6 protein-coding genes and 4 pseudogenes are annotated in these 17529 nt (G+C 39.9%); 3 read left to right on the forward strand and 7 right to left on the reverse strand.

Going from position 1 to position 17529, the window contains the following annotated elements; translation table 11 throughout:
* Positions 1-3: 3 nt before the first annotated feature.
* The 7 genes and pseudogenes from JCM16496_RS15575 to JCM16496_RS15600 form a co-directional block, all read right to left on the reverse strand.
* Positions 4-3087 carry a SusC/RagA family TonB-linked outer membrane protein gene (locus JCM16496_RS15575; protein WP_128809664.1) on the reverse strand — a complete coding sequence of 1028 codons (3084 nt, stop codon included), beginning with the start codon at positions 3085-3087 and terminating at the stop codon, positions 4-6.
* Between the two features lie 400 nt (positions 3088-3487).
* Positions 3488-5765 (reverse strand): annotated as a pseudogene (locus JCM16496_RS15580) (GH92 family glycosyl hydrolase).
* A gap of 5 nt (positions 5766-5770) precedes the next feature.
* A pseudogene (locus JCM16496_RS15585) lies at positions 5771-6867 on the reverse strand (glycoside hydrolase family 71/99 protein).
* 27 nt (positions 6868-6894) lie between these two features.
* Positions 6895-7305 (reverse strand): glycoside hydrolase family 97 C-terminal domain-containing protein, encoded by a 411-nt coding sequence (locus tag JCM16496_RS22100; protein WP_159102464.1) that lies wholly within the window; start codon positions 7303-7305, stop codon positions 6895-6897.
* Positions 7259-8857: a glycoside hydrolase family 97 catalytic domain-containing protein gene (locus JCM16496_RS15590; RefSeq protein ID WP_128809666.1), complete on the reverse strand. Its 1599-nt coding sequence runs from the start codon at positions 8855-8857 to the stop codon at positions 7259-7261. Before JCM16496_RS15590 ends, JCM16496_RS22100 begins: the two co-directional genes overlap by 47 nt.
* Before the next feature lie 14 nt (positions 8858-8871).
* Positions 8872-12164: pseudogene (locus tag JCM16496_RS15595) on the reverse strand (DUF5107 domain-containing protein).
* 11 nt (positions 12165-12175) lie between these two features.
* A pseudogene (locus tag JCM16496_RS15600) lies at positions 12176-13550 on the reverse strand (sugar porter family MFS transporter).
* 280 nt (positions 13551-13830) lie between these two features.
* Here JCM16496_RS15600 and JCM16496_RS15605 point away from each other — a divergent pair.
* From JCM16496_RS15605 to JCM16496_RS15615, 3 genes are all read left to right on the forward strand, one after another.
* Complete coding sequence (locus JCM16496_RS15605) at positions 13831-14718, forward strand: AraC family transcriptional regulator (RefSeq protein WP_025835450.1); 888 nt, start codon at positions 13831-13833, stop codon at positions 14716-14718.
* 244 nt (positions 14719-14962) lie between these two features.
* Positions 14963-16297, forward strand: a complete 1335-nt coding sequence (locus JCM16496_RS15610) for a TolC family protein (protein WP_025835453.1) — start codon at positions 14963-14965, stop codon at positions 16295-16297.
* A gap of 75 nt (positions 16298-16372) precedes the next feature.
* On the forward strand, positions 16373-17470 hold the full coding sequence (locus tag JCM16496_RS15615; RefSeq protein WP_025835455.1) for an HlyD family secretion protein: 1098 nt from the start codon (positions 16373-16375) through the stop codon (positions 17468-17470).
* The last annotated feature ends 59 nt before the right edge of the window (positions 17471-17529 follow it).

Below are 17529 nucleotides of genomic sequence, written 5' to 3' on the forward strand. Positions count from 1 at the left end.
AAATTAAAATACTACTTCCACTCCCACAGTTATATTACGCATGGCCGGGTTACCATGGGCGTAAGCCTGACCTGTTTCCGGATCTTGTCCTTCCCATCCAGTAAATGTCAACAAATTCTTTGCAGCCATATAAAGTTTCAAGTTCTGAATCGGAGTCTTTTTCAACAATTCCTTATCAAAATTATATGCCAATGAAAGGTCTTGCAAACGCAAGAAATCATGACGTTGAGGGAATTGATAACCATAAGGATTCTTGTAATTAGGACGTGGCACTTTATTAGACGGATGCTCAGGCATCCAATATTCTTTATCCAACCAGTTTGCAGTACCACCGCCACCAAATGTTCCTACATAATTTGCATAAATATTATTAGCGATGTAATAATTGTCCTTACCACCACCCGAAATCCAATTCAACAAGAAATAGAGTTCAAAATTCTTATAGGTAAATGTATTAGACATCGTCATTGTAAAATTAGGTTTCGTATAACCAATTATTTTACGGTCACCATTTGCATCAATGACTCCATCATTATTTAAATCTTTGAATTTGACATCACCTGGAACACCTCCATAAATCGCCATATATTCTAAGTCATCTTCCTGAATAATGCCGTCAAAAACAAAAGTATATACAGCACCTAATGACTTACCTATGAATAAATTATTAGCGATATCATCATCTTCTCTGCCATCCCCGTTTCCGTCAAGGCCATAGAGAGAGGCAATCTTATTACGGTTCATCCAAAAATTCAAACCTGTTGACCAAGAAAAATCTTTCGTTTCTATATTTACTGAATTTAAAGAAAACTCAAGTCCCCAGTTCTTAACTTTACCAATATTATCAGATACATTCTGGAAACCGTTCATGATAGGAATTGCACGGTTCAACAATAGATCCACAGTCTTAGAATTATAGTAATCTACATTACCCCTCAAACGGTCATTCAACATAGAAAAGTCAAAACCTACATTCCATGCACCAGTTCTTTCCCATGCAAGAGCCTTGTTAGCCAATCCACTTGCAGCAGAAGTATTCGCTGTCTGATCACCAAACAGATAAAGTCCCGAGCCCATCTTTGAAAAAGTAGAATAAGAACCTACAGACGGATTACCATTTTGTCCGTAAGACAATCTCAATTTCAGATAATTTATCAGTTTAACATTATCTTTAAAAAAGTCTTCATTACTGATTGTCCATGCCCCAGCAGCTGAAAAGAAATTCCCATATTTATTTCCTTCAGCAAAACCTGAATAACCGTCACGGCGTATAGAAGCAGACAAATGATAACGTTGTTTATAAGCATAATTCATACGAGCCATATATGCCAGCTGTGAAAGTACACTTTTGCCTGATTCAACCCCTCTTTTCTCCGGATTGCCCAATTCCAGAGCATGAATGCCCAATACTGTTGTTCCAGCAGCCGCAAAGTCTTTTGCACTTAATTTAGATGAGGTCGTCGTTTGCCTCTGACGTTCTGCCAACAGCGTAGCATCAATAGAGTGATTGCCAAAAGTACGATTATAATTAATCAAATGATTCAAAAACCAGTCTGTACGAGTAGAATGATTTTTATAACCATTCGCATCTACTAAATATTTAGTTTGGTCATATAAGTCACCTTCATTCAGGGTATTCATAAAATAGCGTTCATCCTGAAAATTTGCAGAATGCCCCTCCCAACGATTTAAAGAATAATTAAAAGTATAAGACAAACCTTTTACCCAAGGCAATTCAACACGTGCAAATGCGGAACTACGATAATTTTGATTCCGGTCCTCATTGAATTGTGTAGTCTGCCACAAAGGATTTATTGTAGTAGTATGCCCTTGAGGTGAACGTTCCATCTGATTTTCAAATCCTTCAAAACGTACATATTTATATCCATAAGGAGTATTATTAATAGCATTTCTCATATCAGGTGCTACTCCATCAGCGTTTTTGCTAATAACAGACAAGTTCAAACCTATTTTCAGCCAATCAGTTACCTGAGATTCAACTTTAGAGGTCACAGAAAATTTCTTAAATTTATCATTATACATTACACCTTTCTGGTCCAAATACTGTCCTGATATATAATAGTTCGTTTTTTCCGTTCCGCCTGATACACTCACTTGATAATCCTGCGACAAACCCATATCAACACATTCATCATACCAATCAATAATATTGCCCTCTTGATAAGCTGAATACTCGTATGGAGTTAACATATTCTCCAATGTCAAGTCTGCATCAGAAGCACCATTGGAAATATTCAAATCCTTCTTCAAACGAAGGTACCCCTCTGGAGAAAGCATATCAGGCTTGACAGTAGGAGTCTGAAAACCAACAGTTGCTCCAAAACGTACAGTAGGTTTTCCTGATTTACCCCGCTTTGTTGTTACCAGAATCACCCCATTAGCTGCTCTTGAGCCGTAAACAGCAGCTGAACTTGCATCTTTCAAGACATCAACAGAAGCAATGTCATTCGGATTTAATTCATTCCAACTGCCAACAAAAACAACACCATCCACAACCAACAACGGATCATTTGAAGCTTTTATTGAATTTTGTCCACGAATATTAATACTTGGATTTCCTCCTGCATTAGTCACTGTACCAATATCAAAACCTGGTAATTGCCCCTTCAAAGCATCCAGTACATTCATATTAGGAAGGGTCATTCGTGGAGAATCTTCCAATCTGACAGAAGCAATAGAACCCGTCAAGTCTTTCTTCTTCGCAGAACCATATCCAATTGCAACGACTTCATCCAAAACTAGAGAATTTTCTTCCATTGCTATTTTCAGTTTTTTCACAGCAGAGGTCACTTTAATCTCTTTTGATTCATAACCAATGTAATTCACCACCAAAGTTCCATTTACTGGAAGAGCCAGTACAAAATTACCATCAACATCAGTTACAACACCATTCTGCGTTCCCTTCTGAAGGACTGTTGCTCCAATCAAAGGTTCGCCAGTTGTTTTATCATACACATACCCTTTTACACTCATATTTTGAGCAAACATGGGCATAACGGATAAAATCCATGCTAAACAAAACAAATATCTATATTTGTTTTGTTTTATAAAATTAAAACATTTCATAAAATAAGATTTAAAAATTAAGCAAATTATATATCATTAAAATTGTTTAGAAATGACTTCTTTTAATAAGTGCAAAAATAGACAAACATAATACGCAACACAATAGACTATTTTTTTTAAAGATAGACAATCTTATTATGAACAATCAAACAATCTATAACATAGCGATAATAAACATTAATATTCAACAAGCACTATTTTACAAGAAGACTAAAAAGCAATTATAACAGAATGCTTATAAGATATTAAAAAACATCTATTCAACATTTATATCAGTACAGTAAAAGCATTTCAAAATATACAAAATCAAAGATTGGCTCTTTCTTTTCCTACACAGAAAAAAAAAGAGCCAAATCATTTCAATACATGCAACTCTGAAAACAATATTATCCTTTAAACCTTATTTATTTTCTAATGAGAATGAATAGGGAACATCCGAATCCATCGCACCTCTCTTCATATTGGGCTGAGCAGACATACGATAGTCCATCCTCATACCTTGCACCATCTTGTCATGCTCCAGATAATTCTTCCCATATTTCCTCCCATCAATCTTCAGTTCATCAATATAGCAGTTGGTCATATCATTTTCCGGAGCATTGATCGTCACGTCGGCTCCATTCTCCAGATGAATCACAGCCTTACGGAAAAGCGGAGTTCCCAATACATACTGACCTGAACCCGGACATACCGGATAAAAACCAAGAGCCGAAAAAACATACCAAGCAGAAGTCTGCCCGTTATCTTCATCTCCACAATAACCGTCAGGCGTAGGCACATAAAACTTGTCCATCACTCGACGAAGCCACATTTGCGCTTTCCAGGGGGTGCCGGCATAATTATACAAATAAATCATATGCTGTACCGGCTGGTTGCCATGAGCATAGTTACCCATGTTCATAACCTGCATCTCCCGTATCTCATGAATAACACTACCATAATAACTTTCATCAAACAACGGTGGAACCATGAATACAGAATCCAGCATGGCCACAAACCGATGTTTACCGCCCATAAGCTCTATCAACCCTGAGGGTCATGAAACACAGACCAAGTATAATGCCATGCATTCCCCTCCGTGAAAGCATCGCCCCATTTGAAAGGAGAAAATGGGGTTGCAAAACTACCGTCCTCATTACGTCCCCGCATCAAAGAGGTTTCCGCATCAAAAAGATTCTTGTAATTCATAGAACGCTTTGCGTATAAATCAATCTCGGATTGAGGTCGCCCTAAAGCTTTTGCCAAGCGGTAAATACACCAGTCATCATAAGCATACTCAAGTGTACGAGCTGCATTTTCCCGGATACCGACGTCGTAGGGTACATACCCCAAACGGTTATAGTACCCGCATCCCCAACGTCCGGTAGATTTTACCGTCGGATGTTCTTTATTGGCAGTAGCTATCAGCCTTCATAAAGAGTCCCCACATCATCAACCCTTACACCTTTCAGATAAGCATCGACAATCACCGAAGCCGAGTTATTACCTACCATGCAATCTCTATGCCCGGGACTTGCCCACTCAGGATAAAAACCGCTCTCTTTATAAACATTGAGCAACCCTTCCTGGATTTCCTTGTTGATTGAAGGATATATCAAATTCAACAATGGAAAAAGGCAACGAAAAGTATCCCAGAAACCGGTATCTGTATACATATACCCAGGCAACACTTTACCATTATAGGGGCTATAATGATAAGCTTCTCCCCGCTCATTCAATTCATAGAACTTCCGGGGAAACAAAGTAGAACGATACAGACAAGTATAAAAAGTCTTTAACTCATCATCCGTGCCACCACTTACTTCAACACGTCCCAACACATCATTCCATTTGTCCTTTGCAGATTTGCAGACCTGGTCAAAAGCACATCCTTTTACCTCTTGCAAATTTAGCAACGCCTGTTCCAGACTGATAAATGAAGAGGCCACTTTCATCTGAACCTGCTCTCCCTTGGAAGTCTTAAAGCCAACGATAGCACCGACATGATTACCACTCTGCTCTAATGACTTGGAAAATTTGTTTTCAGCCACAGTGTTCACAAACTCCAGATCACGTTCAAATTCTATCACAAACCAATTACGAAAATTATCAGGTACGCCACCACTATTACGAGTAGAATAGCCAACAATTCTTCTCTTATCCGGTTCCACCTTGATATACGACCCTTTATCGAAAGCATCAACTACCACATACGAGCAATCATTCTCGGGATATGTAAAACGAAAAGCAGCAGCCCTATCCGAAGGAGCTATCTCGGTCACCACATCATGTTCCGCCAAATAGACACTATAATAATAGGGTTTTGCTACTTCAGCCTTATGCCCGAACCAACTGGCACGACGTTCTTCATCAAATTCCGGTCGCCCCACCATAGGCATCACTGCAAACTGCCCATAATCATTAATCCAAGGAGATGGCTGATGAGTTTGTTTAAATCCCCTAATTTTAGTATCAGTATAAGTATAAGCCCATCCGTTTCCCATTTTTCCCGTCTGCGGAGTCCAAAAATTCATTCCCCACGGAGTAGCAATTGCCGGATAAGTATTGCCTGTAGAGAAAGAATGTACTGATTGCGAACCCATCAATGGATTTACATATTCCACATAGTCAATATTTCTATTCACGGCAACACTAAGATGGCAAGTAACAATAGCCATCAAAAACAAAAATCTTCTCATTTTTCTCATTTCCATTCCGATACCAATTCTGCCGTACGAGTCAAATAATAATCTGGCTCAAACGGAGAATAATCCAAATACTCAAATTTATCACTCTTGAAAGGCATCGCCGGTTCTATCTGAGTGCCCTCATGCCATTCATTAAACGACGTAATGCCAATGTAAGAAGTTCCGGATTCTACTGCTGCTTGAAACATATCCGCATAATATTTCCCATCCTTACGGTCACGAGTGGTAGCCGTATTCCAAGGTCGCACTCTAGTATCTACATAACCAGGGCCTACACATGGAATGAAAATCTTTCCATTTTGGGTTGCCCATTCTTGCATCCCTTTCCAGTTTACAGGGGTAGAACCATACGTAAATCCGGTTGCGGCAAAGTAAGTATAAAAGCCGTCAAGACCGGAATCCAAGAAGTAATCTTGTTCCTTATCCTTTACCCACAAACCTATAATCTTAGAGTCTAACTCTGTTCCACGAATAGTAAGGTCGCCTTCCGGAAGACAGACCCGGGCCCATTCGGAAGCAGAAGTTAAATAAGAATCGTAAATAAAGAAACAAGGCTGTCCATCCATTCGGTAGAGTGCCGGATGCGAACCAAACTGTTTTGTCAAATCTGCAATATTTGCACGAAGGCTCTCTGCACCACGTCCATTATAGGGTTCTATATGAAAACAAACTTTTATATCATGCTTTGCAGCCTCATCGAATAGAATAGGCAAAGCAGAAGAGCCAAAGTCATCCACTCCCCACCATGTAACGACCACCACATCAATCTTGGCCTTTGCATCATATCCAGATGACGGGCAATAATCTTAGGATCAGTACTGCTATAATTTTTCAGTTCCGGATAAAAATTGGTTGCAAGGTTATCTTTTCCCTTGATATCATCAGCATTGCCTTTATAATCGGCATTCTTTATTACACCATGCTCCCAATGTATTTCTTTACCATTAAACTCAGTATTGCCATACCAATTATAATAGAAAGCAAATACACACTTTTCCGGGTGAGACCGTCCTTGTTTCGAGCAAGCCGTAGCACACAACATTATCAACAGAACTACAAAAACAGACTTCACACATCTATATAATCCATTCATATCCTTACAAATAAACCTATTAATCCATTATAAAGCTGATATTTTTGCCACCCATCCGCCACCAGACGCCAAAGATACATCCAATACATCTCCTCCTTCGACTTCCAAGAACTCATGTTTGTAATCGATAGCACGAATATCTGCGTTGATACCGTCTTTGAATACCTCCATCTTGTACTTTTTGCCTTTAGGTAGGAAGCTCAAATCCAATCTCATCTCTCTTGACGTCCAGTCTGTAACAGCCGCTACATACCACGAATTTCCATTTCTACGGGCCATGGCCACATAATCACCTATTTTACTGTCTAATGTCACTAAGTCATCCCACTCCACTGGAATATCAACCAAAAACTTAGTACATTCCGCTTCCCGATAATAATCAGATTGGGGATCAGGCAGCATTTGCATAGGGCTCTCTGAAATGACAGCCATTGCCATGAAATGAGCTAGTTCCTTGTCCCATCGGAGTGTCATGATTAAAACGGAACGATCTTTTCGTCGCATTATTCATTGTACCGGGAATATAGTCCATCGGACCAGCAACATTACGAATGAAAGGAAGCATAAGACGATTATCGGGATTGTCCTTATAGGTTCCACCGTTTTGTTCAAACTCGACCAAAGCCTCTCTAGTCAAAACATTAGGATAAGCTCTTCGTAAGCCATCTGGACGATAGGCTCCATGAAAATCAAGTACCATTTTATACTCAGCCGCCTTTTTCGCAGCTTTCCAATAAAAGTTTGAAGCTTCTTGATCCGAACGGTTGATGAAATCAATCTTCAACCCTTTAATTCCCCACTCAGAGAATTGAGCCAACGCTGCATCCATCTGATTATCAAACAAATCATAAGTCACCCAAAGCATTACATCTACACCTTTCGAGGTTGCATAGTCTACTACTTCTTTCATATCAAGGCCAGCAATAGTCTTTGTTAAATCTTCTTTATAAGTCCAGCCGTCATCAAACAAGAAGTAACGAATCCCAAAATCTGCTGCAAAGTCAATCATATATTTTGCAGTCGCAGTATTAATACCCGCCTTGAAATCAACATTATACAAGCCACGACGTGCCCACCAATCAAAAGTTACCCATCCAGGTTTAATCCACGAAGGATCCTCTATCTGGCATTCAGGTGCCAATAGATAAACCAACTGATTATTCATCAAATCCTTGTCTTCTTGGGCTACAGCAAACACACGCCAGGGAAAAGTTCTTTTTCCACTTGTTTTAGCTATATAATCCTCACAAGAAATGATTCTCCTTCTGCCCTTTGAGTCACCATTGACATTATATGTCTTAGGATAATTCCAAAAGTGCGCATTCAGATTCTGGCTTCCTTTTTCAAGCCACAAACAAGGATAATCCTGCAAATCAGATTCCAGCAAAAGTATGTTCGTCCCCGACGGATTCTTCACTAACGCTGGATAGTTTCCCGCAACGCCTTGTTCTATATCTTGAATCTTTTGTTCTACATATGGAGCTTCATAATCACTGTTCATGTTGGAATCCTGCTGAAAGAACACCGTGGAAGAGGGATCAAACACAAAATCAGCCGCTTCATCTCCAATAGTCAATTCTCCTTTACGATTAGTTGACATGCGATAAGCCATTCCTTCATTATATAAACGAATTTCCAATTTTGTTTTATCAGCGAACAACAAAGATACCTCATTGTAATGCTCCGCAATAACAGAACGCTTCTCCTTTATCTCAGGAACAACCATCCTGTCAACAGTTTTTTTCTTGACAGAGCGTATCTTCGGAAACTTACCAGGAAGGTAGCCCTGATCCGTTTTTAAATAAATATTACGAACAGCAAACAGAATATCATTATTTTGCAGAACACGTATAGAGACATGTTCATCTATGGAAACCTCGGCATGTAACCCCTTATTAGGAGAAGCTAATTTAACCTCTTTGGCCTCTACTAAAAAAGGACATAAAAACAATAACAACAAACCTACTCTCAACCTATCCATCTTATTCATATCTTAAAAAGTTACTATTCATTTATCATCTCACTATGTATCTGTACACCTTGATGGTTATTATCTAATTCAGATGCAATCCCAAAATAAGTTTTCGCCTTCTCTACATGACCAAGGCCCAAATGACCAAGGCCCATCAAATAGTTACAATGAACACGATTTTTTCTATTCATATCGTCTTCCCAAATCTGCAAATCAGGGAGAGAAACTGCAAAATAATCCATCTTAAAGATATCAAACAGATGTTTTTCACCAAAATCAATCAAACGGTTGAAACACCCACATGCCTTTCCTTCATTACCTAACTTTAATAATGCCAACCCTTGATAGAATATTTTATCAGGCTTTTGGTCATTGTAATACATTGCTGCAACAGGTTGATTATTTCCTACACAAGCCTTCTGAAAGAAAATCTGTGCTTCATTATTTTGCCCCATCGCTTGCAATATACATCCCTTATAATAATTAAAATCATTTTCTTGTGCTCCTTGCAATTTGCCTTCACCCAAATTATGAGGATAAATGAAACATTCATCTATCAACTGCAAAGCTTTGTTATACTCTTTAGATTTCAAATATTCTTTTACCAATTGTACACGACACAACTGATATTGAGCCGGGACCTTACCTTCACCTCCTTCCCAAGGATGAAATTGACGAATATCAATCAAGTGAAGAGCCTCTTCATAACGTCCCAACTGATTCAGCAAAGTCACATATTCTAAATAAAGATCATCGCGTGAAAATGTAATCTCTTTATAAGCATCCAATAAAGCCAGACGTTCTTTATGAGGACGATTCAAGCGTTTATATAACTGGTCCAGTTCCATCAATATACGAGCATCATTGGTATCCAAGTAGAAAGCCTTTTCCAGCAAACCTACAGCTTCTTGTTTCCTATCCAACTTATTGAAATATGCTAATGATAGATTTCTGCAAACAGTAGGGAATTCCGAATCTTGTTCAATCGACTTTTCCCATGCAGCCACAGCCTCTGCATACTGACGCTTATCATACCACAAATTACCAAGATAATATAATGCCTTAGGTGCTGTCTCGATAAGTCCAACAACAGCTTGAAGAGCCAATATAGCTTCCAATGCATTCGGGAAACAATAATCTGGAGATTGCTGTTCAGCCATACTGCTACCGCCACAGCATCTTCTTTTCGGCCTAATTGGTGCAAGAACCAACTTTTATAGTAATACAATAGAGTAGGTTGCAATACTGAAAAATCAATAGCGACATCCACCACCTTTATGGCTTCTTCCCAGCAACCGCATGAAGCATAATCCAAAGCTAGCTCTTCATAATTATGCCCCTCACGACGCATCTGCAACAGCAATGAATGCAAATCTTTTTCATCTTCAGTCATTAGATATTTTTCAAAACAGCATCCAAAGTTAAAATGGTCATAAGAGAGCGATTCTTCTATCAGTGCCAAAGCCCTCTCTCTCTCTCCTAAATAACGCAGAACGATCGTCTTCAAATGTCTACCCCTCAGATTGCACCAATTTCTCATCAAGGATTTATCTATCTCGTATAGGGCATTCTCCCAATCTCTCCGCGCCACGGATATTTGAGCCAACGAATAATAGCCTACATCTTGCCACGCCGCGTTCCAACAAGCTTTATAAAAACAATCATAAGCCTCGGCAAACCTACCCTGATATTTCAGAGAAAGTCCCCAATTATACAAAGGTTCTCCATCATAAGGATTCGGAGATTTTGCAGTCAATGTCTTCACTGCCTCCCGTAAATAAGGTTCTGCTTTGGCAAACTGTCCCTTACGCAGTAACCATAGTCCTAGAGCATTATTATTGCGAACATCGCTCGGATCTCTGCGCAAAGCTTCTTGATAATAATCCGTAGCCAAATATGTAGCATGGCGATACTGCTCAAGGTGTAGCCCCGTCAGATACAATTCTTCTGTAGTTTGGATATCCTTAGGCTCCAAAGCAGCTTCAGCAGCTTCCGGAAGTTCCTTTATTTCTTCAGATTCCGGTTTCCACTCTAGCAACATTTTTCCTTTCCGATCAAAGATTGTAACACATATATCTTTCAAACATACTATCTCAACCTTCTCTTTCAAATCCTTTTCAGGAGTAACATCCCTAACAATATCCAAAATATTTTTTTCTGCTTGGACTACAATTATATGAAGATTCGTTTGTGTTGACGTTGTAAAAACCTTTAAAAAAGCACAGTCATCCTCTATTTCGATATTCAACATTACCTCTTCAGAAGCATTCTTTACTACTCCCAGTTCCCGATATGGAATAAAATATTGGACGAACGTCTTTTCTTCGTAAGGCTGCAACCATGTGAAATCTGGTTGGTTGTCTGTATAAACTCCAGCCATTAATTCAATATACGGACCATCCGCATCTGTCAAATTACGATCCCATGCTTGACCAAAATCACCATTACCCCATGTCCATTGTTTCTTCCCCGGTGACACATGATGATTAGCCACATGCAATACTCCTGCACGTGAATCATTCTCATATCCTCCTACAAAATTATATTTAGAATGTATAGCCATATAAGAAGTAGGTACAGGTATATTTTTGTATCGAGAAATATCTACTCCAGCAGAATAGTCCATCTTGTAATAAGTCCCTGTAGCAATGGGATAACGGGAGACGTCACGTTTACCATGGTCAAAAACCGCATTTACATCTCCCGGGAATACCGACTGATAGTATTCATTCACGGCAACTGCTGGATTAGCCCACCACAGAAAAGTCTGAGGAAATGGAGTTGGGTTATACACTTTCCCCTGAATTTCGAGTCTGGCACACCCCGGACGCAATGTAAAACCAGCCATGCCTTTTTGATGAAACATACGTTCCCTCTCACTAACCCACACTATAGCACTACCATCTTCCCTTTTCTCAATAGAATAGTCAACCGGCAAAAAAGTGCTGGGACGATGGTGCTGTGGCCAGTTGAATTCAATACCTCCAGAAATCCATGGCCCTGTCAGTCCTACCAAAGCCGGCTTAACTACGTGATTGTAATAAATAAAATGACGCTGTTTAATCTTATCGTACGCCATTTGGACACGTCCTCCCAATTCAGGCAGAATCATCACTTTGATATATTCATTCTCCAAATAAACAGCGTGATAACTTTGTTCCCTACAAACATCTTCTATCTTTTCAATAACCGGATACGGATAAACAACTCCACTACTTCCCTGATACACACGTTTTTCCAGAAACATAGGATTCTTTTCAGCTTTGCCAATAGCATAAGTGGGGAGAATCACATCTTCCTCCCAAACCTTTACATCTTCAGTCATATTTTTGTATTTTATTTTGTTAATTCTTTTTCCAGCATTTCCAATGTTTTCCCCTTAGTTTCAGGCAAGTTCGACCGGATAAACAAGAAACCAGCCAAACAAATACCACCATACAACCAGAATATACCAGCCGCTCCTACCCAATCATTAAAAATAGGAAATGTATACGTAAGCAAAAAACACGCAACCCACAAGAAAAATGTTGAAAGAGCCATTGCCATTCCACGAATCTTTACCGGAAATATTTCAGAGAGTACCACCCAAACAACGGGCGCCAATGACATGGCATAGCACGCAATCGCCAATACAACAAGTAGTAACATAGGCCAACCACTTATCTCTAAATGATAGCATATCCCTAAAATTACATAAATAAGCGCTAGCCCAATGGAACCTACAAACATAAGGCTCCTCCTTCCCCATCTGTCAACTGTATATATAGCAACAAATGTAAAAATAACATTAGTTACCCCCGTCACCACAATATTCATCAACACATCAGAAACCTCATAACCGGCTGCAGAAAATATTTCGTGCGCATAATTAAATATGACATTAATACCACACCATTGTTGAAAGACAGCTAACACTATACCAATAATCAAGACTTTCCTGACTGAAGGATGAAAAAGCTGCTTCCAGCTACTTTTTTTCTTTTTGCTCCACACCCAATTGTGACATCTCCGACAAAGTCTGCATAGCATAATGATTTCCGCCAATACGCGACAATATTGTTTGAGCTTGAACCATTCTCTTATTCGCTGCCAGCCAACGTGGACTTTCAGGTATCATAAACGCAAGAATAAAAAACAATCCGGCAGGTATCAGTTCTCCCCAAAACATCCATCGCCAGGCCCATGACACACTCTCAACGCTAAGAGTTTCCGCCCCTGCTGTATAATATGCTCCGATTTGCCAATTAGCCAATTGGGCCATCAGTATACCCAATACAATTGTCAATTGATTCAACGAAACAAATTTTCCACGAACTGAAGCCGGTGCCACTTCCGCAATATATACAGGAGAAATATTAGATGCAATTCCAATACCCAATCCACCTATAATCCTATAAAGAATGAACCAACTGAAATTATCGACTGCACCTGTCCCATAAGCTGACAACACAAACAAGACTGATGCGATAATCAACATTTTTTTCCGGCCATAACGATCGCTCCAACTTCCAGAAAGCAACGCTCCAACCAAACACCCCACCAAAGCACTACTCATTGCCCAGCCTCGAAGTGCTGGTGACCCTTCCAAGTTAAAAAAAGGCTCATAAAAAATCTTAGCACCTCCAATTACTACCCAATCATAACCAAAAAGTAATCCCCCCATGGCCGAGACCATGCAAATCAACCAAAGATAAACATTATTCTTTTTCATATTATACCTTAAAAAGTTGCTGCAAAGAAAGCAAATAATCCCTATGCAAAAAATAGAGAAAAAAAGTATAAACCTGGACCATTTTATGACTTAAATAAAAATTCCATCAATCAACGAATATGAAAAAAGAAAAACATCACTCCTATAGTTAGTTAAAATATCGCAATAATCAAAAGGATGTATTTATATAATATATATATTTGCTATATCATTAATCCATATACACTTCATTTATACAGAAGAATAATCAGACAACAATAAAATTCTCAATATTAATACTATGATTAAAAAAAAAGATGGATTCAGCGGTGAGAGGGCAATAGTCCTTCCACAATTTATTGTGCATGAAATGGAAGAAAATCCTATATCAGCTTGCTTGCATATTACAGATATAGGTTATTACCCTAAAGCCAAGTTTCATTTCATCGAACGGAAAGAATCCATTTCACAATATGTATTTATCTATTGTTATGAAGGAACCGGATGGTATCAGCTAAATGGCAAAAAGTACATCGTAAATGCCAATGAATATTTCATTCTACCTGCCGGAACGCCCCACTCCTATGGGTCAGCAGATGATTCTCCATGGACCATCTATTGGATTCATTTCAAAGGAAAGCTTGCCCCTTATTTTTCCATACAAAGCTCATATCCAATGGAGATAAAACCGGGAATACACTCACGAATAAACAACCGGATAGATATGTTTGAAGAGATTCTGCATACTCTGGAAATGGGTTATAGTCATGAGAACCTATTGTACGCTTGTTCCATTTTTCACCACTATCTTGGCACATTAAGATATCTCCAACAATATAGGGAAGCGATTCAGCAAGATTCAAATACTACAGACATAATCACTGAAACAATACACTATATGAAAGAAAATATCGAAAGGAAACTCACTCTAAAAGAAATCGCCAAACATACAGGATATTCTGTTTCCTATTTTTCTGCACTATTCAGCCAACGGACCGGATATGCCCCTTTAGTGTATTTCAACATGCTTAAGATACAACAAGCCTGCTCATTATTGGACTTTACTAATATAAAAATCAACCAGGTTTGTTACAAAATAGGTATTGAAGACCCCTATTATTTTTCACGGTTATTCAATAAGATAATGGGAATGCCTCCTAAGGAATATAAAAAACTTAAAAAAGGATAACACTATTGTACTGGCATAGCTAGTATAATAGGCAATTGCCCATTATACCAGTTTGATGTTTCCACTATTACCAAAAAAATCCTACAAGTAATATATTAAGGTTAATGCAATCCTTATTAGTTTATATTCATTCTTTGAGTTCATGCTTACAAAAAAGGAAAATATGAATACAAACAGTTGATATATGGATAGTCCTCTTGCATTTTAAGCCACTAACTTTGTGTGCAAATATCAAGTGACTATTATGAAAAGACAACTGTTCACATTTTCCTTTCTTTGTTTGCTTGCACTAAATACAAGAGCACAAGATACCCTGACCTTGGAGAACTGCCTCGAAATAGGTATCGAAAACAATTTGTCCTTGCAAAGCAAACGGAAGGAAATACAAAAAGGAAAATACGGCATCTCTGAAAACCGGGCCAAACTGCTGCCCCAAATCAATGGTTTTGCCAACTATAACGACAACATCGATCCACCCGTCTCCGTCACTGACGGCTCAGCGTATGGCAATCCCTACAATGTAACCCAAACCTTGCAATACAACGCCAACTTCGGATTACAGCTGCAGATACCACTTTATAACCAAACACTCTACACCACTCTGTCCATAGCCAAAACCATGGATGAGATGAATCGGCTTTCTTATGAAAAGGCAAGAGAAGACCTCATTCTCCAAATTAGTCAAATGTACTATCTAGGACAAGTTACAGCAGAACAGATTATCCTGATAAAAGCCAACATCACCCGCCTGGAAGAGTTGAAAGACATCACTCAAGCCTTCTATGACAATGGTATGGCCATGGAAATAGACGTGAAACGCGTCAACATCAACCTGGAGAATCTCAAGGTGCAACACGACAACGCACAAGCCATGATGGAACAGCAACTGAACCTGCTGAAATACATCATCGACTATCCGGCAGAAGAAAGGATAGCACTGGTACCGGTGAATACAGAAACGATTACGCCTGCAGCACTCACCGGACTATCCGAAACACTATATGAACTCCAACTGCTGCAATCACAGAAACAACTCGCTGAACAACAAAAGACAATAGTCAGCAACGGCTACATCCCCTCCTTGAACCTGACGGGGAGCTGGATGTTCTCCGCCTATACGGACAAAGCTTATCATTGGTTCCACTCCGGCCCTTCCAACCATTGGTATCGCTCCTATGGAGTGGGACTTTCCCTGCGTATCCCCATTTTCGACGGGCTGGACAAACGCTACAAGATACGTAAAGCAACCATTGATATAGAGAACATCAAGCTCACCCAAGAGAATACACGAAAGAATCTTCAAACACAATATTTGAATGCTACCAATGACCTGATGAACAGCCAGCGTAATTTCAAGAAGCAAAAGGACAATTACCTGCTTGCCGAAGATGTATATACCGTCACCATGGACCGTTATCGGGAAGGAATTGCCTCAATGACCGAAGTGTTGCAGGACGAAATGCGGATGAGCGAAGCACAAAACAACTACATCAGCGCCCACTACAATTACCGGATAACCAACCTGACATTGCTGAAGCTGACGGGACAGTTGGAGACGTTGAGCCTCTCAATCCCTTAAAGGGGAAGATGAATAAAAACCGTATTCAAGGACGGACGGATGTATATATAATAGATAAGTAAACAATATAATGATATGGAAACAACAGAGAACAATAAAACAGCAAGTACCCATCAAGAGAAAGCACGGAAACTGAAGAAGCTGCGCCGCTGGCAAATCGTTGTCAGCCTATTGGGAATAGCCATCCTTATCTGGGGCATGATTCAAGTGGTCTGCCTCTTTCTGGACTATAAACGGACAGAAACCAGTAACGATGCACAGATTGAGCAATACATATCCCCCGTCAATCTGCGCGCATCGGGCTATATCAAGAAAATTTGTTTCACTGAACACCAGGAAGTACACAAAGGAGACACCTTACTTATATTGGACGACCGGGAATATAAGATTAGAGTGATGGAAGCCGAAGCTGCGCTCAAGGATGCGCAAGCCGGCGCCACAGTCATCGGTGCCACACTACAAACCACGCAAACCACAGCATCCGTCTACGACGCCTCCATCGCAGAGATAGAAATCCGCCTTACCAAGCTGGAGAAAGACCGCCAACGATACCAGAACCTGGTGAGGAGAAACGCTGCTACCCCCATTCAGCTGGAACAGATAGAAACCGAATATGCAGCTACCCACAAAAAGCTGGAAGCCGTGAAACGACAGCAGAAAGCTGCCTTGTCGGGTGTGAACGAAGTGTCACATCGCCGTGAAAATACCGAAGCTGCCATACAACGGGCAACAGCCGCACTCGAAATGGCACGACTGAACCTCTCCTACACCGTAGTAGTAGCTCCTTGTGATGGAAAATTGGGACGGCGCACCCTTGAAGAGGGACAATTCATCACTGCCGGACAAACCATCACCTACATTCTGCCTGACACACAAAAGTGGATTATAGCCAACTACAAGGAAACCCAGATTGAGAATCTGCATTTGGGACAAGAGGTAGTCATCACCGTGGATGCCATCAGCGGCAGAGAATTCAAAGGAAAGATCACCGCCATCTCCGGAGCCACCGGTTCCAAGTATTCCCTGGTGCCCACGGATAATTCGGCCGGCAACTTCGTGAAGATACAGCAACGCATCCCGGTCCGCATCGACTTTACCGATTTGTCCAAAGAAGACAACAGCAGCCTTGCCGCCGGTATGATGGTAATAGTCAAAGCGAAAACAAGAAAATAGGGATTAGGGATTAAGGGTTAGGGATTAAGGCAACCAACTCCCTAATCCCTAACTCCACC

The sequence above is a fragment of the Bacteroides rodentium JCM 16496 genome (assembly GCF_000614125.1).
In the GTDB taxonomy this organism is placed as follows: domain Bacteria; phylum Bacteroidota; class Bacteroidia; order Bacteroidales; family Bacteroidaceae; genus Bacteroides; species Bacteroides rodentium.